This window comes from Microcystis sp. M53598_WE2, assembly GCF_030067735.1.
Taxonomy (GTDB): domain Bacteria; phylum Cyanobacteriota; class Cyanobacteriia; order Cyanobacteriales; family Microcystaceae; genus Microcystis; species Microcystis aeruginosa.
In genome coordinates, this window is sequence record NZ_JASJFE010000041.1 from 1 (window position 1) to 26,195 (window position 26,195).

Sequence of the window (26,195 nt, forward strand, 5' to 3'; positions counted from 1 at the left end):
AATCGATCAATGATGCGGCCTGGTATCAGTTTCGAGAATGGCTGGAGTATTTTGGGGTTAAATTCGGCAAGATAACGATTGCTGTCCCACCGAACTATACAAGCCAAAACTGTTCAAACTGTGGTGAAGTTGTTAAAAAATCTTTATCGACTAGAACCCATCAGTGTAAGTGTGGGTGTGTTTTAGATAGGGATGAAAACGTCGCTATTAATATCCTTAAAAAAGGGTTAAGTACCGTAGGGCATACGGGAACTTTTGGGCTAGACCCGATGAACGCTTGGGGAGAGAATACCTCTACTTTTTCAGAAGTAATTCTGTCTAAGCAAGTAATCTCTTGGAACCAAGAATCCCCGTCGCTTTAGCGCGGGGAGTGTCAAAATGGGGAAATCTAGGTTGTGTAGATAGAGCGCCATGAAACACACATTATCCGTATTAGTTGAAGATGAAGCGGGAGTCTTAACCCGTATTGCTGGATTATTCGCCCGTCGCGGCTTTAATATTGAAAGTCTGGCCGTGGGTCCTGCCGAACAGATGGGAGTTTCTCGGATTACGATGGTAGTACCAGGGGACGAGGACAGCATCGAACAGTTAACCAAACAACTTTACAAATTAATTAACGTCCTCAAGGTGCAGGATATCACCCAAACCCCTTGTGTGGAAAGGGAATTAATGCTGATTAAAGTTAATGCTACCGCCGAGCGCCGGGCGGAAGTGATCGAATTAGCGCAGGTATTCCGGGCGCGGATTGTGGATATTTCCGAGGAAACCCTGACCATCGAAGTGGTGGGGGATCCGGGTAAAATGGTGGCGATTATGCAAATGCTGAATAAATTTGGCGTTCGCGAGGTGGCCCGTACCGGTAAAATTGCTCTGATTCGCGAGTCGGGAGTCAATACGGAATACCTCAAAGCTTTAGAGGCTAAAATGTCAATTTAGGGATATTGGGGATGAATTGGGAATTGGGGAGATGGGGTGTTGGGGTTTTAGGGTGTTAGGGTTTTAGGGTGTTAGGGTTTTAGGGTGTTGGGGTGATGGGGTGTTAGGGTGGTCACTGCGTGCGCGCTGCGGGGGGTGTTAGGGTGTTGGGGTTTTAGTTGAAATTCCCCATTCCCCCACTTGCCACTTCCCCACTTGCCACTTCCCCACTCCCCACTTCCCCATTCCCCCACTTGCCTCTTGCCTTCAGAAGCTGATAACTGATAAAAACTATGTCTAAGCAGTCGCCGAAAACCCAAATTAGTCAACTTGTCACCGTTGCCGTGCAGAAATTGCAAGGAAAGGTGAATTTTCAGGCGGTAAATCTCAAAAAAGGGGCGAGAGTTCCTGAATTACGCCTTAAAAACGAGAATGGCAGCGGGGAAAGCAAATATCCCCTTATCGGCGATCGCTATTTGTTAGGCCGCAGTTCCAGTTCCTGTGATATTACTATCCGTAATACCGTGGTGAGTCAGATTCATTGTTCCCTGCAGCGTGACCCGAAAAATCCCCATAATTTCCTGCTCACAGATGAAAACTCCACCAACGGGGTTTATATGGGTAAACGTCGTCTCAAAAGCGTTTCCCTGCGTCATGGTGATATCTTTACCCTGGCCCCCCCAGACTTAGCCAATTGTGTCACCATCTCCTATTACTGTCCCCCTCCCCTGTGGGCGCGACTTTTGCGCTATGGTTTCTATGGTGCGGGTGGTATTTTCGGTTTATTAGTTTTAGCGGTTATCTGGGAAAGTCGCAAAGTTAATGTTTATCCACTCCCTTCCGGGGTGAGCGGTCCGGTGGTGGTTTACCCTAGGGATGGTCAAACTCCCCTCAATCCCATTCGACAGGAAACTCACCGAGAATTAGATAATCTGGGGGATTTTTCTCCCTATCTGCCCAAGGCGGTTGTCGCTTCCGAAGATAGTCGTTTTTACTGGCATTTTGGCGTTGATCCTTTCGGGATTGTCCGGGCTGTTATGATTAATTGGCAAGGTCAAGGCATTCGTCAAGGGGCCAGCACCCTGACTCAACAGTTAGCGCGTAGTTTATTCCCCGAAGTCGGTCGCCAAAATACTGCCGATCGCAAACTCCGGGAGGCTGTGGTCGCTTTACAATTAGAAGCGGTCTATAGTAAGGATACAATTCTCAAAACCTATCTCAATCGAGTTTATCTCGGTCTGGCCGGTTACGGTTTTGAAGACGCAGCCCGCTTTTATTTCGATAAATCCGCTAGAGATTTAGATATCTCCGAGGCTGCTACTCTTGTGGCTATGTTACCCGCCCCGAATCGATTTAATCCCATTCAAGATTACGACACTTCCGTACAATTACGCAATCGTGTCATCGATCGCATGGCCCAATTAGGCATGATTTCCCCGGAAGCGGCGGCCAGCGCCCGCAGATCTCGCATTGAAATCAGTCCCCAAGCCAAAAAATCCCTATCTAGTACGATTGCACCATATTTTTATAGTTACGTTTTCGAGGAATTACAGGACCTTTTAGGGGAAGAAGTGGCTAAAGAGGGCAATTTTATCGTTGAAACCAGTTTAGACCGCCGGCTCCAGGCGATCGCAGAAAAAAGCTTAAAAAATAATGTCTTAAAGCAAGGACCACGCTATCGATACTCCCAAGGGGCTTTAGTTACCCTAAACAGTCAAACCGGGGAAATTCTCGCTTTAGTCGGGGGAGTTGATTATCAAAAAAGCCAATTTAACCGCGCTATCCAAGCTAAACGTCAACCAGGTTCCACTTTTAAGGTATTTGCTTATGCTGCCGCCCTAGAACAGGGAATATCGCCCTATAAAACCTATACCTGCGCTGGACTCTCTTGGCAAGGACAGGCCTATTCTCCCTGTGAACGCAGTAGCGGGGCCATCAATATGTTTCAGGGTTTAGCGCAATCGGAAAATAGCGTCGCCCTTCGCATTGCTCGCGAGGCAGGATTAAGCAATGTGGTCAATGTGGCGGAACGTTTGGGGGTGAAATCACCTTTAAATCCTGTACCAGGGCTAATTTTAGGACAAAGCGAGGTAAATGTCTTGGAAATGACCGGCGCTTACGCAGTTTTTGACCACGGTGGGCGCTGGAATCGTCCCCACGCTATTAAACGCATTCTCGACGCTTCCGACTGTGAAAATGTGGAGGATTTGAGTACCTGTCGGGTTATTTATGACTATAGCGACGATAGCGAGAGAAATCAGCAGGTAATCTCCCCTAAAACCGCCGAAACGATGAATAGCCTATTGCGGGGGGTGATAACTAATGGTACAGGAGGCGCTGCCAGTGTTGGCATGGGAGAAGCGGGTAAAACGGGAACTACGAATAATTATGTGGACCTCTGGTTTATCGGTTATCTTCCCCGTCGCCACTGGGTGACAGGCATTTGGTTAGGGAATGATAACAATTCTCCCACTTCCGGCAGTAGTCAACAGGCAGCCCGGTTATGGGGCGATTATCACCGTCAGTTAATCACTACACAAAACTAATCCCAATAGGACTAGCGACTGTTCCCGTTGCCTGTTCCAGAGTTCCCTCAAACCAGAGACTTCCTACATAATAAGGGTGTCCTAGTCCTAGCTAACACACCCGTAGAGATTATTTCTGGTCGCCTAATTTTCCCACAAAAATCCACAACTGCCCAACCCACCGCAGGGGAGGGACAGGCATAGATTAGGCAATAACCACAATCCTGGCTGCAGTCAGGGCCGGCGAAAGATTAAGGGTTGCGATTGTAACCAGACTAACACCAGCACCAGCGTCTGTGTCAAACTGTAAAACACCACCACTGTAGACAAATCTGACAGCACCACCCGTAGTTGCCCCGAATAGGCTAGGATCCAAAGTACCACCAACGGTAGTCAGTCCACCACCGAAACCACCGTTAGAAACTTGGATAAAATCCTGAGAGATGTTAAAATCCGTGATCAAGTCACCGCCTTCGTTGGGATTGTTGTAAACAAAACGGTCATTACCATTACCACCAGTGAGGGTGTCGCTTCCTAAGCCACCGATTAGGGTATCCGCTCCCCCGATACCGGTTATTCTATCGTTACCATCGCCACCGATTAGGGAATCGAAACCATTACCACCATCTAGGGTATCGTTACCATTACCACCAATTAGGGTATCGGCACCCTCGCCACCACTTAGGAAATCGTTACCATCGCCACCAATTAGGGTATCGGTACTGTTGCCGCCCGTTAGAGTATCGTTGAACGCACTACCTGTGATGAAATAGGAATCGGTGGTGACGAAATTCCAGATCCCATTTGGAGGGTTAGGATTCGTCGCTTTCGGTATCGTGTTATTAGTATCACCGCTTAGTTGATAAGTGCCGGCAGCCCCACCTCTAACATAGGTAAAGCTATTTGCTAGCAGGAAAAAGGAGTTAGAAAAGCCTCCACCGACCCTGGAAAGGGTTACGTTAGCATTACTGCCGAAGTTGGTTATTCTCCAAGCTGTATCGCCGCCGGGAGTTAAAGTGCGCTCGGAAGTGAGATTATCGCTGGTAATGTTAAGCTCTGGTCCTGATACATGAATGAGGATATCATTAAAGGTGTTTATGAAATTACGCACTGAAACAGTGCCACCAGGACTGAAATTAGCACCAGTGGTGAGGGTGGCGAATGATGTGGTTATAGTGGCCATGGTTTTTCCTTTGAATGATTTGTTTGAATTTGAAGAGTCTGATAATCTTCCTCCCAATTATTATATACCAAGAAAAAAAATGCAATCATGTTTGCGAGGCTTGTTTTCTGAATTGTTGCTAATGGTCAAGTTTTTATCAATTTTGGGTTAATTTTCGGCTGGGTGTGGTATAAATCACGCCAGAAATTAAAGTTAATGTCACCGATAGCCAAAAGGCAATCTGAGAAATTAAGTTATATTCAGAAGGCAAGGGAGCAATTAAGAGAGCGATAGCGATAATTTGGCTGACTGTTTTGCTTTTTCCCCACCAATTAGCCCCTTTTATGTCGCTATTTCCCGTTAAATTCGGATTAATACGCCAACCAGCGATCGCTAATTCGCGAGCGAGAATCAAAAATACTCCCCAAGCAGCAATTAAATCCATTTCAATCAGAGCTAAGAGGGGAGCGAGAACCAGTAATTTATCGACCAAAGGATCGAGAAATTTGCCTAATTCGGTGATTTGATTCAATTTTCGCGCTAAATAACCATCGAGCCAATCGGTGCTGGCAGCAATCAGAAAGATAATTAAACTTAACCAGCGATCGATTTCTGTGCCTTGGTGCAACCAGTATAAAATTAATGGCAGTCCCAAGAGTCGCGATAGGGTAATCGAGTTGGGTAGGTTCATTTTTCAGTGATCAGTAATCAGTAATCAGTAATCAGTAATCAGGCTCTCTTAGGTTTGGTGGGTAAAATGTATTCTAAGATACATTCCTCCTAGCGAGTGAGTGGAAGGAACCACAAAGACACAGAGGACACAAAGACTGATCGATCATAATGTAAGTTAAACTTATCACACAAAGAATAAGAGAGCCGTAATCAGTAATCAGTAAACATTAAACAGTCAACAGTAATCAGTAAAAAGGCAGCTCCGAGCTTGTCGCTTAATACTATTCACTTAAAACTTAAAACTTAAAACTTAAAACTGATAACTGATAACTGATAACTGATTCTAGCTGGCTAATTTGAGATCGAAATTACTTTGTTTATTGCCTAATTGTCTGAGCCAACGATAATTATAAGCTAAAGCACCTCGCAGGGTGGGATAAACGGCATAATTAACGCCAAATTCTTGGCAAACTTCCGCTAAGATTGGGGCAATTTTGGGGTAGTGAATATGGCAAATTTGCGGGAAAAGATGGTGAACAACTTGATAATTTAATCCCCCTAAATACCAATTTAAAAAGGCATTTTTAGGGGCAAAATCTACAGTAGTTCGCACTTGAAAGATTGCCCATTCGTCTTCGATTTGGTTAGCTGCCGAGGGTTGAATAAATTCGGCGGGTTCCAAAACGTGAGCTAACATAAATACATGACAGGCAAGCACTCCATAGGTCATAAAAGCAATGAGAAAACCGATCGCTATTTCTAGGGGACTATAACCAACTAAGAGAGGAATGCCAATAAACCAAAAGAGATAAACAAGTTTTCCGCTCAATAAAACGAATAGATCGATCGGTTTAGGATTGGGAATTTTAATCTCGCCAAAACGATGACCAAAGAGGATAGAGCGCACATCGGAGAATGACCAATAGATAGGAATTATAGCGTAGAGAATCGGGATAAATAAATGTTGATAACGATGATACCATTTATGCTCGGCATGGGGAGTCATTCGCACCACACCATCGCCGTGAATTTCCACATCGTACCCTAAAACATTGGTGTAGGTATGATGGAGATAATTATGACGAAAACGCCAGAGATAACTGGAAGTACCGATGATATAATCGTAGCTCATGCCAAGGAGAGAATTAACCCATTTTTTACTAGAATAGCCGCCATGGTTAGCATCATGACCAATGCTAAAACCGATTCCTGCTAATCCTCCTCCTAAAACCATGCAACCGATAATTTTCAGCCACCAGATATCCGGACCAAAAAGCACAAATAGCCAAGCGGCAATTACCCAAGTTAAAATCGTGATCGTCTTCAGGTACATGGCAAAATTATCTCTGGTGGGGATGCCGTTTTCGGTAAAATAAGCATCAACCCGTTTATTCAATTCCTTTCTAAAACCCTGATTTTCGGTAAAAGTTACTCGCATTCCTAATTTTTGTCCTAGAAGTTGATATGACGGCTATTTGTGGCAGCTCAGAGTGAATTTATGGGTCTTGTACTGGTTTGCTAAGGCTGTCTCACTATAACTGATAATTTCTCATCAGTCCCTCATCTATTGTCAGAGAAAGAGGTGCGCTTGGCAAGGCAATCGCTCAATTTGTTTGCTACTCTTGCAGAAAATCCTCGGTTTTTACCTAATCAGATAGCAGATACCTGTAGCCGGTGATAGAAATGAGCGTTAGGTACTTTTATACTACTATTAAAGCGATTGAAGGCGATCGAGTTTTCTGGTGCGAAGTGCCACAATTAAGAAAATCGATCAATGCGATCGCTCGAAGCGTGGCCGATGATGAAGCGGTGTATTTTTATCTGTGGCAATGGTTACAGAATGATCCTAATAACCAATTAGTCAAGTCCCATTGGATGGTTTTCTTACAATATCGCTCCTGTATGGTAACTCAAAGGGTCTATAAAAATGTTGGCCATCGGATCGATGCTGATTATGAAACCCTCTTCTACTATTTGCTGAATTTGCTTGCCACGGCAATCACCAACAATCCTCGCAATTTTTACGGTAACTTTCAGGATAACAAGACCAAACCGGGATTTTTTCGCTTAATCTTAGAAAAATGGACAGATAAAAAATTGAGAAATACTCTCTATAATTTTCTGCGAGGAGAGTATAAAACGATTGGCAGGACTAATCTCGGTATAGTCAGTCTTTTTAGTGCGAATAAAATTCAAAAAGTTTTACGAACATCGGGTATCTTTAACGAGAATCATCTGCTAATATTTAACTGTTTTCGAGAGGTTAAAAAAGCTTCTCTTAGATCATTGGATAAGTGGCAAGAGGAGGATTGGCAACAGGTAATCGATCGCCTACAGCAGTTACAACCGCAAGTTATTCTCACCGTTGAGGAAGTGCAAGCAAAACTCAATCAAATAGGGGAGATAATGCGTAATCATATCGATCCTCCTTACTCTAAATTTGAGCCTAATAATTATGACGATAATAGCAATTACTTTTGGGAAAATATCCCCAGCAAGAAGCCAAGTAAAGATTTACTACAACAGCAAGAAATCCAGGAAGATATTAATAAGTTATTAATCACTCTTGAGGATGAAGTTAAACAGATTGCATATTGTTACTATCATCAAAAGATGACGCAAGCACAGATCGCTAATCGATTGGGAGTTCATTCATCTACTATTAGTCGAGAAATAACCCAATTATGTAAAAAAATTTATCAGCTACTCTGTGCAAGGGAAGGCAAAGATTGCCCTATTTTGTTAAATGAGATTCAATTAGAATCTCGGCAAAAACAAGAGATCGATGCTTATCTAAAATATTTTTGTCAGTCCTACTTAACTCAAATCTAATCTGTTAGGAGATACCATGAAAGTCAACCTCGATATTTTGCAACAAATTAACCCGAAATCCCTTTGGCTAACTTTTTCGGAAACAGAGATTAAACAAGCTCGATCGATTCTCGGTCAATACTCTAATCAAACCGCCAAAAATCAGGCTTTGATTAATTACTTGGTGCAAATATGCTTAAGCAATTGGCTGAAAGATAATCTTGATTGTTCCCTTCAAATAATACCTGAAAACCATCAGTATCTTTGGGAGTTTATTAACGGGTTTACTTGGCAAATTCAAGATAAAAAAGTGACTACTATTCCCAGTCAAGCGATTGACATTGAGGGATTGACAATAGAGCAAGAATGGGTTGATATTCCCGATTTAGCGGCAGATTTTTATCTAGGGGTGCAGGTAGATTTAGCAGAAAAATTTCTCAATATCTGGGGTTTTATATCCAGAAAAGATGTTAAAAATCTCGCAGAATACGATTCAATTTACCATCAATATTATTTAGATAGTGAGCAAATGATTGATGATTTAGATATTCTTTGGCAGAGTTGTTTAAAGGGAGAGAGTGAACAAGTAAAACTGGAATCTTTAGCAAATTTATCGCCAGCAACAGCAGAAAAATTAATTAAAAAGTTAGGTCAAGTTTCACCCTATTCTCCGAGATTAGATATTAGTTTTCAGCAGTGGTTAGCTTTGTTGAATAATCAGCAATGGCGAGAAAAAATTTATCAGCAGCGTTTAGAGGTAATCCCCACAAAACTGGGTCAATGGTTGCAGGGAATTATTACAGAGAAATGGCAGGAAATCCTCAGCACTATCGACAATTATCGTCCAATTAATCCAGGTTTTTTGTTGGCTGCTGAAAAAGTCAGCAGCCGAGAATCTCCAGCAGATATTCAGCGAGAAATTAGACAACTGTATGCTAGTCAAAAAGAGGTGGAATTTTCGGAACATTTAACCCCACAGGAAGCTTTAGCAAAACTGCAACATCAAACCCAAGATGAAACTATTCGCTGGCAAGCGGCCGAATATCTCTGGAATATTGATCCTCATTATCCTAATGCTGCTATCCGTAAAATGCTCGATGTGGGTAGTCAATTAATGGGTTATAAAATCGCTTTAATGGTGGGAGTTTTATCGACCAGTGACCAGAGAATTGCTGTCTTAATTCGTGCCTATGCCATGGACAATTTTGCCAAACTACCCCCCGGTTTATCTTTGCAAATTAGCGATGAAATAGGCCAATTAATCCCCAGTTTAGAAGCAATAGCAAGGGAGAAACCCTTAGATAGCTATCTGCAACTTTATTTTCTAGCTGATGCCGACGATCGCTTTAATGTTAACCTAAGTTTAGGGGATAGTAGCATTACCGAACAGTTTAGGATTTAATAGAGATAGCAGAAAATGTCAAGGGTAGAGACATGAGCAGAGTTGTGATTCTGAAAATTGGTGATGGCAGTTTTGAAACGGGATTTTCCGTCACTCTAGAAATTCGTGACAATCATCTCTTGATAGCACCTTTTACCGATGGTAAATTAGTCCCTAACCTTGACATTGCTGACGCTTTGCAAAATTATCGTCGAGCTTATTATCATTGGGTAAAAAGTCAACCCAGTTTAGGAATTACCGTTCCTCATAGCATGATCACCCATGCAGCGGTAGGTGATCCTAGAGACAACCTCAAAAAAGCCACTAAAACTTTAAAAGATAGCTTAAATGAATGGCTAAATTCCAGTTCTCTGAGTTCGATACAAAATCATATCTTGTTCCATATAGGTACTGAGTCAGAAGTAAGATTTTTTATCCAAACTACCCACTTTGATTTACAACAAATTCCCTGGGAGTCTTGGAATTTTTTACACAAATGGTTTCCCGATGTGGAAATTGCTCTTACTATCCAGATAGATCCCCCGAGAGAACGTACTTTTACTTATCCGATTAATGTTTTAGTAATTTTGGGCAATATTGACATCGAAAACAAGCATACTTCCCTGTGTTTATCCAGTTTGCAAACGGTACTAGGAAACCAAGATAAGGTTTCTATGCAAATATTAAGTCCTGGTTCAGACCCTCCTCTTTCAACGATAAATATTCACAATGAGTTGATCAAAAATCCATGGGATATTGTAGTTTATTTAGGTCATAGTCAAACCAGTAGTGACGGTCACGATGGAGTTTTTATCATTGATAATGATACGGCTTTATCTCCAGAACATAACTTAAGAAATTCCCTAGAAAAAGCTGTTAAAAAAGGCTTAAAACTTGTTATCTGTAATTCCTGCGATGGTTTAGGTATTGGCCGTCAGTTGGCTAATATCGGAGTACCCCATATTATTGTTATGAAAGAACCGATCGCCGTGCGGGTTGCTTTGAGATTTCTAGAAGTTTTTCTTCCCAATTTTCTTGGACATAAATCCCTACAAGAATCCTTAACAATCGCTCGACAAGACTTAAAATTACACGCATTTGCGGTGGATGCTGCTAGTTCTTCTTTGCTGCCTCGTTTGATAGAAAATCCTGAAGAACCACCGTTAATTTTACCTTTACCCCCTGAAAATACGGAGGAAAATCACCAAAATAATCATGAGCAAAGTTGGCCTTTACGTCTATCTAGTCGCTGGAAACAAGCTCTGTTATTTATTTTAAGTCTTCTGGTAACTTTATCAATTTTATATTGGGGAGGAGTATTTTCCGATGATGCTAGTAAATACCCAGAAATTAGCTTAGGTGAAGAAATATTATTAAAGACAAATCGACAAGATAACAGTCTTGAACGGGGAAGACAAGCTTTTAAAAACAAAGAATATAAACAAGCAATTCAGCTTTTTAAAAAATCCCTCGATCGCTTGCCCAATAATCCAGAGATTCGCATCTATTATAATAACGCTCGTGCGGCCTATCAAGACAGAAATCCCTTAAAAATTGCCACCAGTGTTCCTCTTGGTAATAATCCAGAAATTGCTCAGGAAATTTTACGAGGTATTGCTTTATTCCAACAGGAGTTAAACGATGAACAGGCCAAAAACCCCGATTTTCACTTTCTACAGTTAGTGGTCGCTAATGATAATAATAGCGCCGCAGATGCCAAAGATCGAGCCGAAAAATTTGTTAAAGATCCGTCAATTATAGCAGTGGTTGGTCATAATGCTTCTGCTGCTAGTGAAGCGGCCAAAGATATCTATGTACAAGGGAAAATTGTTGCCCTATCTCCCACCAGCTTTTCCTCGAAAATCTCCGGTAATGGCTATATATATAAAATGGTTCCCGATCTGGAAACTTTTGCCACAACCTTAAGTGAATACATCCGCAAACAAACTGACAAGCTAATTATCCAAAACCCCACTAATTTAATTTGTTACGATAATCGCTCTGGAGATAATTTTAACTTCGCTAAAAAATATAGAAACATTCTTCTCGGTCAGCAGTTTCAAAAAATTGTTAAAGATGAAGATTTTGACTGCAATATCGAACCAAAAATTAATTTAGGTGAACAAGAAATTTATCAAAAAATTGCTCAATATCAAGTAAATATTCTCATGGTTGCTCCCTATGTTAATGATCTGAAAAGAGCCGTCAGTATCTTTAAGCAACGTCCCGCAGAAAAGTTAAACTTAGTGATTTTAGGTTCCCCCACTTTTCAAAGTTATCTCACCCTTGCAGAAGGTAAACAAGGAGTAGAAAATTTAGTTATCACCGTGCCTTGGTATGATCTCAAACAAGATAATTATATCCAGAGTTTTTGGCAAAATAAGATCAATGTTTGGCGCACTCCCATGTCCTACGATGCGACCAAAGTTATCCTCACCGCTTTGCGACAGTTATACCAACAAGGACAAAAATTCGATCGAGAATTATTAAATCAAGTTTTAAGAAACGATTTTTCTATCGAAGGAATGACTGGCACTGTTAGATTCGATGAGAATGGTGTCCGCAACATGAACAATAATCCTGATGATCGCCGCTACTTGATTCTACAGGTCAAAAAGGGTCAATTTGTCCCCCTCGCTCCCATTTAATCTGCCGGTCCAGTCTAAACCTTCCTATCCTTGTCAAGACTTTTTACAAAAATTAACCTTACCCACTGCATCAAAGTTAGCCATCACTCCTAATTAACAGGTAACACCTCTAGGAGACAAACGGCATGAAATTGTTAAAAAAATTAACCCCAAAGGCCTTGATTTTTTGGCTGATCGGTGATAAGGCAGGAAATTCTCTCGTTGCGATCTGGAATTGGTTGTGGGGTATTCCCATCGAATCCGGCGGCAAAATTGCCGTAGAATCGGCCAAAGAATCCCTAGAATCGATGCAAAAATCCCTAGCGGAATTGACAGAATCGGTGGCGCAAGTAGTAGCAGCCCAGCAATCGGCCCAAGCACAATACGAGGCGAAAAAACAGGAACACACAAACTACTTGCAACAGGCTGTCACCGCTCAAAAAAAAGGTCTTCAAGAAGCAGCAAGACTAGCTATGGTTAAGGTTCTCTCCCTAGAAAAAATTCTACCCGCTATGAAAGATCGGGTCGATAATGCCGAAAAAGTGGTCATTGCTGCTAAGGAAAAACTTCGCCAAGAGCAGGAAAAAATCGAGCATTATAAATTAGAAATGAGCAACTTAAAAGCGATTAGTTCCATGAATGAGGCTTTAGGCAAAATAAACGAATTTGATAGTAGTCTCAACCTCAATAACTCCCGCGATCGCTTTGAGGATGCCAATGAAGCGATTAAAGACCGTTATCGAAAAGAAAACGCCTATAGTGAATTAAGCGAGAACTATAGCGAGAAATTAGCTCAAGAAATCGATTTCTTAAGCCTTGATGACGAAATTAACCGCCGTTTAGCTGAATTCAATCAGCAAAGTTAAGGAGTAAAGCAATGACAAAGACTGGCAAAAAAGCGGGTTTACCGCCAATTTCCTATGTTTTACTGGGGTTGATCGGTTGGTTTCTTTTTCCCCAAATATTGGCAATATTTGCCCCAAAAGCCGATAATAATCGCCGCATCAGTTACGGCAATCATCTCCTGATCAAAACTAATTCTAACACCACCAAAGAATCAGCGATCGCTGCCATTGCTCAAGGTGATCACCAAGAAGCAGAGCAACTCCTGCAAAAATCCCTCGCTCAACGTCCCAACGATCCCGAAAGCGTAATTTATCTCAGCAACCTGCAAACTGGCTCAAATCCCTTTAAAATCGCCGTTGTTGTGCCAGCTACAACTAATCCCAACGTCGCTCAGGAAATATTGCGAGGAGTCGCCAGCGCACAAACCCAGATCAATCAACAGGGAGGGATCAACGGCAGAAAACTGATGGTTATCGTGGTTAATGACGATAATCAGCCGCAGATATCGAAAGAGGTAGCCGGTGAATTAGTCAAAAATACCGATATTATCGCTGTTATCGGTCATAATGCCTCCGATGCCAGTTTAGCCGCCGCTCCCATCTACGAAAAAGGTGGTTTGGTGATGATTTCTCCCACCTCCCTGGCTAATAATCTCTCCGGTGCGGGAAATTATATCTTTCGTCTGGTGGCTTCTAACGGCAAAATTACGGAAAAATTAGCAAATTACATAGTAAATACTGCTAAAGTCCGGAAAATTGCTTTTTGCTACGATTCTCAAGCTCCTGATAATATTTCCTTTAAAGATGAGTTGATGGCTAATGTGGCGAAAAAAGGCGGTCAAATTGTGCCGATTGTCTGCGATCTGAGTGTACCCAATTTTAAGGCCGATCAAGCCCTTAATCAGGCGATTTCTGGGGGTGCTAACGGCCTATTTGTCGTCGCTCATATTGATCGTCTCGATCCCGTTTTTGAGGTTATTCGCTCCAATCGTCAGCGTTTGCCTCTGTTTAGTAGTCCCACCCTCTACAATATTCGCACCCTCGAAGATGGCGGCAAAAACGCCCAAGGTTTAACCCTTGCCGCACCCTGGCACCCCTCGGTTAACCAGACTTTTGCCAATCTTATGCAGGAACAGTGGCGCGGTCCAGTTAGTTGGCGCACAGCCACCAGTTTTGACGCTACACGGGTGATTATTGCCGGTTTAAGGGAAAATACCCATCGTCAGGGCCTACAATCCCAGCTGCGCTCCGGCAATTTTCATCAAACAGGGGCCACCGGAAAAATTAGCTTTGATCCCAATACTGGCGATCGCATTGGTCAACCGGTCTTAATTCAAGTGCGATCGACTCCCTCCGGTGAGCAGTTTGTCCCTTTGCCTTGAAAAGTCCCCAGTCCACAAAAGTTGGGAGAGTTGCCAACTCTCCCCCCCAAAAAATCTCAAAAATTACAATTATTTCAATGTTCAACCCTGAGCAAGAAATGAATGGCTAATATGTTAAAATATGCCTAGATATTTGTAAACTTTTTCCTTTGTATGGATATCGTTATTATCGAAGATGAAATTGAAATCGCCCATTTGATTCAGCAAACTTTAGAGCGGGAGTCCTTTACTTGTCATCTGGCTTATAATGGTAGGGTAGGACTAGAACTATTTTATCAAAAGCAACCAGAATTAGTGATTTTAGATTTAATGTTACCCGAATTAGACGGACTGGAATTGTGTGCTAGAATTCGCCAAAAACCGGGGACAAAAGACCCCTATATTTTAATGTTAACCGCTAGGGGAGAAGAAATCGATCGCATTATCGGTCTATCTACGGGAGCCGACGATTATATGGTCAAACCCTTTAGTCCCCGGGAATTAACCGCTCGCGTAAGGGCATTATTAAGACGTAGTTTAAGACACGATAGTCAACCCCAGCAACTCCATCGCAGCCGTCATTTTCTGATCGACTTAGATCAACATTCTGCTCTTCGTAAATTGGAGGGAATGCCGGAGGAAACCCTCGATTTAACCACCTTAGAATTTAATTTATTAGCTACCTTTGTCAGTTATCCCAATCGCGTCTGGAGTCGCACCCAATTAATCGATAATCTCTGGGGAAATGATTTTTTTGGCGATGAAAGGGTAGTAGATACCCATATCCGACGCTTACGCAAAAAAGTAGAACCCGATCCTGCTAATCCGATCTTTATCAAAACTGTAGTCGGTGTCGGTTATAAATTTGAGGATGACATTATTTAGGGTCTGCTGAAAAAGTTTGTTGGTGGGGTTAGGAGTCGGTCGGCAGTATTCAGGAGATAGGAGATGGCTTTTATTTATTCTCCCCATTTCCCCTCTCCCCACTTCATAATTCATAATTCATAATTCATAATTTCCCCTCCCCACACCCCACACCCCACACCCAACCCCAATAAAAAATTCTCCTTAAGGGCATTTAAGCAGTCTGATGCAATAATCTGAGTAAAACAAGGGTTAGCTCAAAAACCTATTTCGGATGGCATCTGCTTTTTGTGAATCCAACCCTAAAGCAGATGCTTTGGCTTCCGCAGAACTCATAAAAGCCTCTGGGGGAACATTCAGATTTGATAAGTCACCGAGATATTTTTCATATTCGACTTCTTGAGGAGTGAGAGGAGGCGGAGATGGGTTGATAAACTTATTCCAGATAGCCTCTGCTTTTTGCCCATCTAGCTGTAATTCAGAAGCTTTGGAGCGAGCGGCACTGATAAATGCGTCCAGAGGTACTTTGAGATTCCATAGTTGAGCGAGATATTGTTCGTATTTTTCGTAGCCAGAGTCAATCTCAAAACCTAGAACTGGATTAGATGAAGAGGTACTCTCTTGTTGACGTTCAGTTTTAGTAGGCGATTGAGCATCAGAAGAAGGAGAGGGTTTCAATCGATTAGCGGTACTGAATTCACGAATAATATTTCTTTCTCGTAAATATCTGGGATTATCTTCTGCTCCCTGTCTGCGAAAATCAGACAACCGTTTTTGAAGATATGATTCTAATTTTTCTTGGATTTGCTGCTTTTGGGCTGGTGTTTCCGCTGTATAGATTAATTCATCAAGTTGGCGTTTTAATTCCTCTTTATCATTGCGACAATCAGGAAGTTGTAAAACCTGAACTGCATCTTCCCAATTAGCAGCCAGGGTCACTTTTTCTTGTTCTCCGTGAACTTCTATTGTGTAACGAATAACACGCTGATTGTTACTCTGGTTAATCTCATCGAGCAAAATTTCTAAAGCTCGATAAATTACTACTAATTCTTCTATTTGAGAGTCGGGGGGGATAAAGTCCCAAAAAACGAGATCCTTTTGAATATGAACCGAAGGAGGAAGATCAGCCCTTTGCCCTCGTAGTCTTTTTCGTTCGGCTTCAATACGTTGCCCTCGCCAGAGTTGATATGACTCGCGCATTTTATCCATTCCTTGAATACACCGCAGGGAAAATCCTCCCACTTCATGAATGGCTAAAATTTTGTGGCGTTCTTTTTCTGTCAGGGGTGCGATCGCTTGCTGCTCATTAAAATATATCCTTAAAATATCAGCTTGTTTTCTTGCTCCTGGCTCTTGGGGATTATCACCTCCTAGCAAACCAGCTTTTGCAAAATCAATATAGTCAAATCCAGAGTTTTGAGGAATATTTTGGTCTAATCTTACTAGAGGTTTCGATTGTTCAAACAACTCCTGAATCTTAGCTTTCTGCTCTAATTCGTCGGGATAATCTTGCATAAAGCAAGTACAAGCATCCATATTTTGGACAAGCCTTGTATTATTCCCAGCATTTTTGATAGTAGTCTGCGTCTGCTGATAAACAATTTGAGCAAAATCAGGATATTGAATGTCTTTAATTTTCTCAATATCAAAAAGACGGAAATAAGCGTTAGCAGGTCTATCTTCTACCCATAAAGAACTGCTGTTTGCCAGAACTATTTCTGTCAATCTTTCGCACAATACATTTAAACCGTTTTGCGCCGCAACCTTGAGGTTTATCTCGTTTGTATTGACTACGTTAGCGAGAAAATCTTCGTACCATTCGTTGAGTTCCTGACGTTTAAACAATTTAATTCCAACAATTTCTAAAGCATCTGCTTGGTTCATAAAATTTTTAGCTTGAGTGTCAGATTCAATTTTTAACCGTTCGATCCGAGTTTGCCATTTATTAAACTGTCTTTCGAGTTGATTAATATATTCTTTCATGCGACGGAGAACTTCAACTGCTAAAATTCTTGATTTTCTTTCCAAGAAAGCATTTAAATTCTGTCCTAAGTATTTTAAAATATCGTCACATTCTTTATTCATTTGCGATTCTTTTTGCAATCCCCAACGATCTCTCAATTCGTTCATTCGAGATAAACTAGCCTCATACTGCTTACGAGCCTCTTCCTCGATGACTAGCCAATTCTTCTCTGCTTCTTTGGAAAGTCTTTCAATATCAGCATCAAAGCTGCGCTTAATTTCCTCAATTTTTAGCTGAACAAATTTGGGTCCTAAATTACGATCTGCTAAGTTGGCGTATATTTGTTCTCGAAGTTCAGTTTCGGCTTTTTTAATTACCATTGCTTGATTATCATACATCACGCGCAAGTAATCACCATGAGTCCTTTTGTCTGGTGATGAATCATCAAAATGGCGCTTGTAATCCTCAACTTGAGGACGGAGATATTGATCAATAAAGTTAACAATCTTACCTTTTTCCTTAGAAAAGAAACCAACAATTCCTTCCTGGGAACATTGCAATTGGTTATTAGTAATGATGTCTTGACGTAATTGACTTAGCCAAGTTTGTACAACTGCTTGATAAGGGAAAGATTGATCTTTAGCGCGTAAAATTGCTTTACGAAGTTCATCTCTTAAAAGATTAATTTCTCGCAATTGCGAAGTAATCACTGTTTCAGGTTGTGCTGGCAATTTAATTTCAGAATTTTGCCACCACTTGTATAAATCAGTTGCTAGTCGAGAAGCTAGATAGGAGCGAATATGATGAATAGGAACTTCAATGCTGGCTAAACCAAAACTCATGAAATTACGAGGATAGCTACGTCCAATTGGAGGTTTATCGTTGCTCCCCGAAGCTGCTCGTTTGATATTATCTCGAATTGAGCGTTTATAAGGTGAAAAATCTGAAACTAAATCTAAAAAGATGTTTTGAGCCATCACTTCTCTGACTTGATCTAAGCTCAGATTCACGCCAGATCCATTAGTTGAACCTATCAGATAAGTATAATCATAGGGAGCTTGATCGTTTTCAATACGAGAACCTTCATTTGGTGCGTAACGAACACTAAATCTGGTTTTTGGATCGTCGCCTCGATCAGAAAAATAGTTTAATTCTGCTAAAGCAGCATAACCGTTACAGTGAACTTTGTCATTAGAATTGACATTACTAAAAGCATCAGGAGTGCAAATAATTGCTGTCAGGTCTCCTTTTTCTCCTTGTTCTTTTTCTTTTCTACCAAATAACCAGTTTTGCAGAGAATATCCCAGATCGATTAACATTCCACTGCCTGTTCCTCCAGCAATTGAACAAGCTACAAAAACATTTAGTTCAGACTTGACTTTTAATTGATAGTTTTCTTGCATGAATGATATATGTTCACTTTTGCGAATCTCTTTTTTTAGTCTTTGACAAGCGGCTCCAATCTTGTCACGATTAAAAAAGAAGGAAAAGCGCCCACAAGCTCGAATCTGCCCAGCACCTTCTTGCGAGGCTAATAACTGGGGATTACTTATGAGTTCAGGAGGCAGCCACTCATGATACCAGTCCCATCCACTGGGATCTTGGACAATTTTTTGAACTTCTGGAAGCGTAACTTTTGAATAGTATTTTTCTCCTTCTTCTAAAGGAGGACCAATCATCAGAGGATTTGAAGGTTTATAACCCGAATCAGTATCAATATATAAAAATTCAACAATGGGAAAATTTTTTAAACTGCCATAGGATTCAGTAATTAAACGACGAACTCGCAAAATTACTTCTAATCCGGTTCCCCCTACTCCAATAACTAAAGTAGGAACAATATCTTTTCTATCTGTTTGGGTAACGCTATACATAATGTTCTCCGTCATTAATAAAAGTTGGTAACTCTAACATTCACTCCAGAAAGGAAAGCCTATCCTCAAAAGGATAAAAACTGTCCAAAATAGGGCATTGCATAAGGCAATTCTTCCCGTCCAATCAAAAGGCATTTTTCTATAGTTTTGCAGAAATCGATCTATAGGTAGTACCAACATCCACATCAAGGAAATGAAAGCTGCTCCTAGAAAAAAATTGACTTGCTTGGAATTAGAACTAAATTTTTTACGAAAATCTTCGCTGACTAACTTTTGGATATTAGAAACGTTAGCGAGTAAAGCAATACCGCCAGTTTTTGAGGAAATATCTGCTAAATTGGTGGGAATGTTTTGCCCTATAATCAGAAAATTAAGCCGAACATCATTATTGACAGTTTGAGAAATCAAGTTTTCCTCCAATTCAGTCTGACCGTCGGTAATAATTAACATTTCTTTGCATCTTCCAACTTGGAGTTTGAGCGATTCTAGTCCTTTTTCTACAGCTATATTTAAGTTCGTTCCACCTCCAATCAGAGAAGCTATACTAGGTTGCACGACTCGATCTAAAGACTGCTCGATTTCTCTGGGGTTATTAGAGAAGTTTTGGGTAATAGGAATTACTTGATCGGCAAACCCATACAAAGATAGCAGAATAGGGTTTTCTGCTCTAGCATTTTGGCGAGCGTACTCTTTAACCGCTTCGATTTCTGCAGCCATAATTGTTCCTGTTCCTCGAAAAATATTCGTTGATTGATAGGTGCTTGAACTCAGATCGAGCATTATTTGTACTGATACACTTGGAGGAAACCATTTAAGAGAGCTAGTTAATAAAGCAAGAATCAGAAACAATCCTGTCAAAATGGCTGGGATTTGAAAATAGGGATAACGCCAAACAGGTTGAGGAGTGTGTAAAATCATTTGTTATTGAATTAATTGAAATCCGTAATCAACATTTGGGGGCCGATTAGGAGCCCCTTTGGTGACTTTGACCAACATTGATTCTTCTTGTCGTTCTCCTTGAGCATTAAATTGAAGCTGCTGTCCAGAGGTTTCTGAAGCTGGTAGATTAGTTGCTTTTAAGTCTTGTAAGACACTAGCGCGAGTCGGATTTTCAGACAAGGCTTTAAGCAGTGCGATAGTCGCATCAAAACTACTTGCTGTTCGCCAGTTAATAGCTCCACCCCAACGCTGATATGCAGCTTGGGCATAGGGTTGATTATTGGCAACCCAAGGAACCGCTATGATTAGACCCTCTATAGCATTTCCCCCACTTGTGAGGATATCAGAACCATACAGTGAATTTCCTCCCAAAAGCTGAAACTTCGTTCCAGGGACTTGAGCATTAGCTTGGGCGAGAGAAATAGCATTGGAAATGTTACTAGGGTCTGGAAACAAGATGATCGCAGTGACTTGATTGCGAAGGGATTGTATTTCTTGCTTAACATCTAAATTTTGTCGAGTTAGATCGATCGCCGTGTAGACTTCACCTCCTAATTGCTTAAAGGCGTTTTCAAAAACCTCAAATAAGTTCTTGCTAAATGGGCTATTGGGATCGTAGAAAACTGCTATCTTTTGAACCGACAGTTTATTTTTAGCGTACTCTGCTAGTATTTTTACGCTCTCTCCGTCTGAAGGCACCGTTCTCAAGAAAACATTACCCGATAGATAATCACTGGTACTGGTTGGTGAAATCATGGCTAGTCCTACCTTTTCGTATTCAGGAAGGGCTGCTTGACTTGCTTTGCTAGAGTTATGCCCAATCACTCCTAAGACATTCGGGTTATTAGCCAGATTTTGAGCAATCATTTGCGCTCTTGCCGGTTCATTACCATCATTAGCGATCATTATCTCGACTAAACGCCCCCCTGCTCCTCCTGCGTCGTTAAAGCGAGTTTGAGCATCAGCCATTCCGCGTAACATATCTTGGGCAATATTCAATCGATTATCGATAGGAACGACAGTTGCCACAACTAAAGGAGAGCCTTTAAGACGTGCTTTGGCATTGTTGAGGTAAATTTGTACTTCTGGATCGTTGCGATTTCCTAAAACTGCTTTCTCGAACTGAGTAACTGCCTCAGCAAAATTCCCTGCTATAAATGCTTCTACGCCTCGATCTCGAAAGGGATTGGCTTGTGTTCTATTTAAGGTGCGCTCACCAGCACTGATCCAAGTGGGGTCAAAGGTAGTTGGAGTAGGGGAAGGAGAAATGCTAGGGGTTGGAGATGAAATACTAGGGATAGGGTTAGATCCCCCACCACCAGTAATTATATCTTTTAAAAAAACTCCACCCACACCCAATGCGCTTAACAATAATAATGCTGCCCCTATTATGATAGGGTTGACTGGTGGTATAGGACCTTTCCCTTTCTCGGGTAAAGTTGCTTTTCCGTCTTGCCCACGAACCATTGGACATCCAGGGAAAGAGCAGGTATCTCCCCAATTCTCGATTTCATCGTGTGTTTTACCTGAATGTCCTGTACAAGTCCAAGATTGTGGAGAAGTATTTGTCATGATGAAGTTGCTACCCCCTGATCTCAAGGTGATTAGTTTGGCAACATTGCTTGGTAGTGTATGTAATTCTGTTAAAGTGGGCAAGGTAAAATCAGAAAAAAGGACTGAAGACCTTGGGGAGACCACGGTTAAGCCTCGTCCTGCCCAACCCACGATTCAACTTCATCTGTACACATACTGCTACCGTAATTGTACAGGAGAGCATCCCATAATTACAATAAGCAGAAGTGCTTAGAACGCTTAGAACTAACGGTTCGCTCATTTTCTACCGATAGTGTTCTTTAGGTGATTTCTGAGAAGGAAGGTACCGCTCCGTGACATATGTTTGTCTTCTGAGAAACGAACTCAGATTGGCGATACATTTATTCTAGACAAAGAGGTGCAACAGGTTCCCACCCATCTTAGCGGTTTTTAGCCTCTTCAAATGATCTTTTTTCTAAAGCTGAATATGGCTGTAACTTTTATTCAATCAGGCATCGGAAATTCCGATTTATGCAAGAGGTCTAATGACAGGGAAGAAAGACACGGTATTGAATTTCCTCTCCTTGCTGCCTTCCAGTGGTTTAGCTTGTAACAAAAATGTCTCCCTATGTCCTATCCCCAATAAAAAATTCCCCCTAAAGGCATTTAAGCAGTCTTTAACCCTTATGTGCTACAATTTTTGAAGATTTTGCCATTCATTTAGGTTCAATCAGGAATCACAGCCTTTTCAGGGAAATTTTATGACAAGTAACTACGGCGCGGAACAGATACAAGTTCTCGAAGGGTTAGAACCAGTCAGGAAGCGGCCGGGGATGTATATCGGTACGACCGGGCCGCGGGGACTACATCATTTAGTCTATGAAGTGGTGGACAACTCGATCGATGAGGCCCTAGCGGGTTACTGTACTCATATCGAAGTGGATATCAAGGCCGATGGTTCCGTCAGCGTCACCGACGATGGCCGGGGTATTCCCACCGATGTTCACCCCACCACGGGCAAATCTGCCCTCGAAACCGTTCTCACTATACTTCATGCCGGCGGTAAATTTGGCAGTGGTGGTTATAAAGTGTCGGGAGGGTTACACGGAGTCGGGATTTCCGTCGTTAATGCCCTTTCTGCATGGGTCGATGTCACCGTCTGGCGCGATCATAAAGTACATACCCAACGCTACGAAAGAGGTATCCCCGTCACAGAATTGGTCAGCAGTCCCAGTCAAGAGGAAAAAACGGGAACTAGGGTTAATTTCCTGCCGGACACCGAAATTTTTAGCCAAGGCATCGAATTTGATTACAGTACCCTCTCCGGACGTTTACGAGAACTAGCCTACTTAAATGCCGGTGTTAAAATCACCTTTAGCGATTACCGTCCCGAAGAACCCCACATCGAAACCTATTGTTATGAGGGGGGTATTAAAGAATACGTCGCCTATATGTGTCGGGAAAAAGAAACCCTGCACAAAGATATTATCTATGTATCGGGGGAAAAGAACGGAATTAATATCGAAGTGGCGTTTCAGTGGTGTATAGATGCCTATAGCGACAATATTCTCGGTTTTGCTAATAATATCCGCACCATTGACGGGGGAACCCATCTAGAAGGATTAAAGGCAGTTCTGACTCGTACTTTAAATAATGTTGCTCGTAAACGCAATAAAATTAAAGAAAACGAGCCTAATCTAGCGGGGGAAAACGTCCGCGAGGGTTTAACCGCCGTTATTTCCGTAAAAGTCCCCGAACCGGAATTCGAGGGACAAACCAAGACCAAATTGGGTAACACCGAAGTCCGGGGTATTGTTGATTCCCTGGTTGGGGAAACTCTCAACGAATACCTAGAACAAAATCCCCAAGTGGCCGACACGATTATCGAAAAAGCAGTACAAGCGTACAAGGCGGCGGAAGCGGCCCGTCGGGCCCGGGACTTAGTACGACGGAAATCGGTCTTGGAATCCTCACCTTTACCGGGTAAATTGGCTGATTGTAGCGAAAGAGACCCAGAAAGGTCAGAAATTTACATCGTTGAAGGTGACAGCGCCGGTGGAAGTGCCAAACAAGGGCGCGATCGTCGTTTTCAAGCGATTCTACCTCTGCGGGGAAAAATCCTCAATATCGAAAAAACCGATGATGCCAAAATCTACAAAAATACGGAAATTCAATCCTTAATTACCGCCCTCGGTTTAGGAATTAAAGGAGAAGATTTCGACCCCTCACAATTGCGCTATCATCGCATTGTTTTAATGACTGACGCTGATGTGGATGGCGCACACATCCGAACTTTGTTGTTAACTTTCTTCTATCGTTATCAGAAGAACTTAATTGACCAAGGTTATGTATATATCGCCTGTCCTCCTCTCTATAAATTGGAACGCGGTAAAAATCATTCCTACTGCTATAGCGATCGAGAATTACAGCAAAAGATAGCGGAATTTCCCTCCAATGCTAACTACACGATCCAACGTTTTAAAGGGTTAGGAGAAATGATGCCCCAACAACTTTGGGATACTACCATGAATCCCGAAACTCGCACTTTAAAACGGGTGGAAATCGAAGACGCAGCCAAAGCAGAGGAATTATTTACCATTCTTATGGGCGATCGAGTTGCCCCCCGGCGAGAATTTATCGAAACCCACGGACCGCGTTTAAATCTTACGGATTTGGACATTTAAACGGTAACTTTGGGCTGTGTTAGTCTAGGCTAATACAGCCCCCGATAAAATCCCCAAATCCAGTTACTAATCGGAGGGTTAGGGATTCAAGGAAACTGGGGTGCATTCCACGACTTCATCGAAAAAATCAGCCGGCAGCGGTGGATTATCGGAGTCTTCTAGGGCGTTTTTGGCAATTTCCGCCTCGCTCATCCCTTTAACTTTCTTCCAGTCTGTTTTGCCTTTCAACTTCGCCCACTGTTCGCGGGTGACTCTGGTAATATGTTCTTCGTTCACGGTTGTTAGCCCTCCTAGCACTAATTATTCGACGAACCGAGCCACGCCATGTATAAACCACCACCAAAACGATATTATCGATTGTACCCACTAGAATCACTCGAATTTCGCCGTAATTCTGACGGTTATCCACGCGCTCGATTATCGGCCCGCTAAAAATCGCTTCCAGGTCGGCGAAATCTATGCCGTCTTTTTCTATATTAGCCTGACGCTTATTTTCATCCCACTCGAAAAGTTGCGGGGTCGTCATTATCGATAGTCGATCGCCTATAATCCGATTTTAAACTAACTTTTTGACAGCTGCTACTAACTGCTCGATTTCTGAGGGCAAAGTGAAATAGTGGACACAGGCACGCACACAGAGGGGGTCGAGGAGAGTTCGCAGTAAAAACCCTTGTTTTTCTAGCTGTTGCACTAACTTTTGTGGGGTGATGGCCGAGTCAATTTGAAAGGAAACTAAACCGGATTCCGGCGGAGAATTTTTTAAACATTTCACCCCTTTAATCGTCTTTAATTCTTCCCAGAGATAAGCCGCTAATTGACAAATCTTTTCGTATCTTTGTCCCCCATCACCCCAGGCGTTATGTACCGCAATAGTTGCCCTTAAACCCTCAAATTGGGGATAGGCAGAAGTGGCCACTTCAAAGCGTCTGGCATCCGGTTTCCAACCGATAGGCTGTCCTCGGTTATCTGTTTCAATGCCGCGCCAACCGATAAAAGTGGGCTGCAAACTAGGGAAAATTTCGGGACGAATATACAATCCTCCCACACCAGCCGGTCCACACCACCATTTATGACCCGTAAAAGCATAACAATCGGCGGCAGTAGCGCTTAAATCCAAGGGCAAACAACCCACGGATTGGGCAGCATCCACCACCACTAAAACGGGTTTTTCGGTGACAGAATTATCATGACAAAGTTGTGAGATTTCCTTGAGGGGTAAAACCTGTCCGGTATTCCACAAAACGTGACTAACCACCAAAACCCTAGTTTTTGGACGTAGATGAGCGGAAATGACTTCTATCGGGTTGCCACCGTTTAAAGTTTCCCGAATAGGACAAGTGGAGATTTCCAGATGATAACGACGGGCAATTTCTTGAACCGTGGCGATAATTCCGGGGTGTTCACAATCGGTTAGTAAAATATGTTCCCCCGCTTGCCAATCAACTCCCCAGAGAGCGATATTACAGCCTACAGTGACATCCTCGGTGATAGAGAGGGTGCTGGGGCTGATTCCCAACTCCTGAGCCATTTCTTGCCTGAGAAGTTCCGTTTTTCCGGTAATCCAATCGTTTACCCGTCCTGAAAAAGGCCCCTTTTGTTGGAGAAAATTATGGGCATCGATAATCGCCTCTAATCCCGCCTTGGGCAAGGTTCCCTGACCACCGAAATTAAAGTAAACTTTATTGCTAAGTCCCCGAAATTCCTGTCTTTGTTCGGCTAAATCCGGTTTACTAACGGCGTAATCGAGGCTATTTTCGTCTAAATTCTGCATAAGCGAGAAGATGGGGGGTCAGTTATCAGTTATCAGTTATCAGTTATCAGTTATCAGTCACAAGGTGTTGGGTTTTGGGGTTTTAGGGTTTTAGTTGAATTCCCCATTTCCCCACTTCCCCACTTCCCCACTTCCTGACGACCGACGACCGACGGCTGAATTCTATCGACGGATTAAGTCGCAATTGTCACAATAGTATTAGAGTAGAGGAAACACACTTGGGAATGTTTCCTTTTTTTAAGTTTATTATTTTTTACCTTACTTCACT

The 26,195-nt window shown here is 42.2% G+C and carries 18 protein-coding genes; 10 read left to right on the top strand and 8 right to left on the bottom strand.

Translation table 11 applies throughout. The features are described from left to right. The 3 genes from PX636_RS00880 to PX636_RS00890 form a co-directional block, all read left to right on the top strand. The coding region (locus PX636_RS00880; protein WP_288115925.1) for an RNA-guided endonuclease InsQ/TnpB family protein at positions 1–362 on the top strand (362 nt) is incomplete at its 5' end. Positions 363–411: 49 nt separating this feature from the next. Beyond that, on the top strand, positions 412–936 hold the full coding sequence (gene ilvN / locus PX636_RS00885; protein WP_002732118.1) for an acetolactate synthase small subunit: 525 nt from the start codon (positions 412–414) through the stop codon (positions 934–936). A gap of 272 nt (positions 937–1,208) precedes the next feature. Then, positions 1,209–3,461, top strand: coding sequence for a PBP1A family penicillin-binding protein (locus PX636_RS00890; RefSeq protein ID WP_288115926.1), 2,253 nt, complete (start codon positions 1,209–1,211; stop codon positions 3,459–3,461). 184 nt (positions 3,462–3,645) lie between these two features. On the opposite strand, the gene PX636_RS00895 is transcribed toward PX636_RS00890, so the two are convergent. The 3 genes from PX636_RS00895 to PX636_RS00905 form a co-directional block, all read right to left on the bottom strand. Further along, positions 3,646–4,623: a calcium-binding protein gene (locus PX636_RS00895; RefSeq protein ID WP_288115927.1), complete on the bottom strand. Its 978-nt coding sequence runs from the start codon at positions 4,621–4,623 to the stop codon at positions 3,646–3,648. Between the two features lie 136 nt (positions 4,624–4,759). Then, the gene (gene pgsA, locus PX636_RS00900) at positions 4,760–5,293 is read right to left on the bottom strand and encodes a CDP-diacylglycerol--glycerol-3-phosphate 3-phosphatidyltransferase (RefSeq protein ID WP_012267315.1); all 534 of its coding nucleotides are present in this window, start codon (positions 5,291–5,293) and stop codon (positions 4,760–4,762) included. A gap of 324 nt (positions 5,294–5,617) precedes the next feature. Continuing rightward, positions 5,618–6,712, bottom strand: a complete 1,095-nt coding sequence (locus PX636_RS00905; RefSeq protein WP_288115928.1) for a fatty acid desaturase family protein — start codon at positions 6,710–6,712, stop codon at positions 5,618–5,620. 245 nt (positions 6,713–6,957) lie between these two features. Here PX636_RS00905 and PX636_RS00910 point away from each other — a divergent pair, with 245 nt between their 5' ends. From PX636_RS00910 to PX636_RS00935, 6 genes are all read left to right on the top strand, one after another. Next, positions 6,958–8,106 carry a helix-turn-helix domain-containing protein gene (locus PX636_RS00910; protein ID WP_288115930.1) on the top strand — a complete coding sequence of 383 codons (1,149 nt, stop codon included), beginning with the start codon at positions 6,958–6,960 and terminating at the stop codon, positions 8,104–8,106. Between the two features lie 16 nt (positions 8,107–8,122). Next, positions 8,123–9,487: a DUF1822 family protein gene (locus PX636_RS00915; RefSeq protein ID WP_288115931.1), complete on the top strand. Its 1,365-nt coding sequence runs from the start codon at positions 8,123–8,125 to the stop codon at positions 9,485–9,487. A gap of 32 nt (positions 9,488–9,519) precedes the next feature. Next, positions 9,520–12,114, top strand: a complete 2,595-nt coding sequence (locus PX636_RS00920; RefSeq protein WP_288115933.1) for an ABC transporter substrate-binding protein — start codon at positions 9,520–9,522, stop codon at positions 12,112–12,114. Between the two features lie 125 nt (positions 12,115–12,239). Next, entirely contained in the window at positions 12,240–12,959 is a 720-nt protein-coding gene (locus PX636_RS00925; RefSeq protein ID WP_045360280.1) for a PspA/IM30 family protein, read from the top strand. 11 nt (positions 12,960–12,970) lie between these two features. Further along, positions 12,971–14,320, top strand: a complete 1,350-nt coding sequence (locus PX636_RS00930) for an ABC transporter substrate-binding protein (protein WP_288115935.1) — start codon at positions 12,971–12,973, stop codon at positions 14,318–14,320. A 153-nt stretch (positions 14,321–14,473) separates the two neighbouring features. Beyond that, a complete protein-coding gene (locus PX636_RS00935) occupies positions 14,474–15,184 on the top strand; it encodes a response regulator transcription factor (RefSeq protein WP_012267322.1) in 711 nt (236 codons plus the stop codon). Between the two features lie 231 nt (positions 15,185–15,415). Here PX636_RS00935 and PX636_RS00940 read toward each other — a convergent pair whose 3' ends face one another. The 3 genes from PX636_RS00940 to PX636_RS00950 all read right to left on the bottom strand — a co-directional run bounded on the left by PX636_RS00940 (position 15,416) and on the right by PX636_RS00950 (position 21,406). Further along, positions 15,416–19,000, bottom strand: a complete 3,585-nt coding sequence (locus tag PX636_RS00940) for a tubulin-like doman-containing protein (RefSeq protein ID WP_288115936.1) — start codon at positions 18,998–19,000, stop codon at positions 15,416–15,418. A 33-nt stretch (positions 19,001–19,033) separates the two neighbouring features. Continuing rightward, positions 19,034–19,717 (bottom strand): vWA domain-containing protein, encoded by a 684-nt coding sequence (locus tag PX636_RS00945; protein WP_211569807.1) that lies wholly within the window; start codon positions 19,715–19,717, stop codon positions 19,034–19,036. Positions 19,718–19,921: 204 nt separating this feature from the next. Next, positions 19,922–21,406: an ABC transporter substrate-binding protein gene (locus PX636_RS00950; RefSeq protein ID WP_288115937.1), complete on the bottom strand. Its 1,485-nt coding sequence runs from the start codon at positions 21,404–21,406 to the stop codon at positions 19,922–19,924. Between the two features lie 827 nt (positions 21,407–22,233). Here PX636_RS00950 and gyrB point away from each other — a divergent pair. Continuing rightward, positions 22,234–24,156: a DNA topoisomerase (ATP-hydrolyzing) subunit B gene (gene gyrB / locus PX636_RS00955; RefSeq protein ID WP_288115938.1), complete on the top strand. Its 1,923-nt coding sequence runs from the start codon at positions 22,234–22,236 to the stop codon at positions 24,154–24,156. 196 nt (positions 24,157–24,352) lie between these two features. Here the strand turns inward: gyrB and PX636_RS00965 are convergent, their stop codons facing one another. Then, entirely contained in the window at positions 24,353–24,682 is a 330-nt protein-coding gene (locus PX636_RS00965) for a BrnT family toxin (RefSeq protein WP_004162477.1), read from the bottom strand. A gap of 30 nt (positions 24,683–24,712) precedes the next feature. After that, positions 24,713–25,927 (bottom strand): aminotransferase class V-fold PLP-dependent enzyme, encoded by a 1,215-nt coding sequence (locus PX636_RS00970; RefSeq protein WP_079209798.1) that lies wholly within the window; start codon positions 25,925–25,927, stop codon positions 24,713–24,715. Between the last annotated feature and the right edge of the window lie 268 nt (positions 25,928–26,195).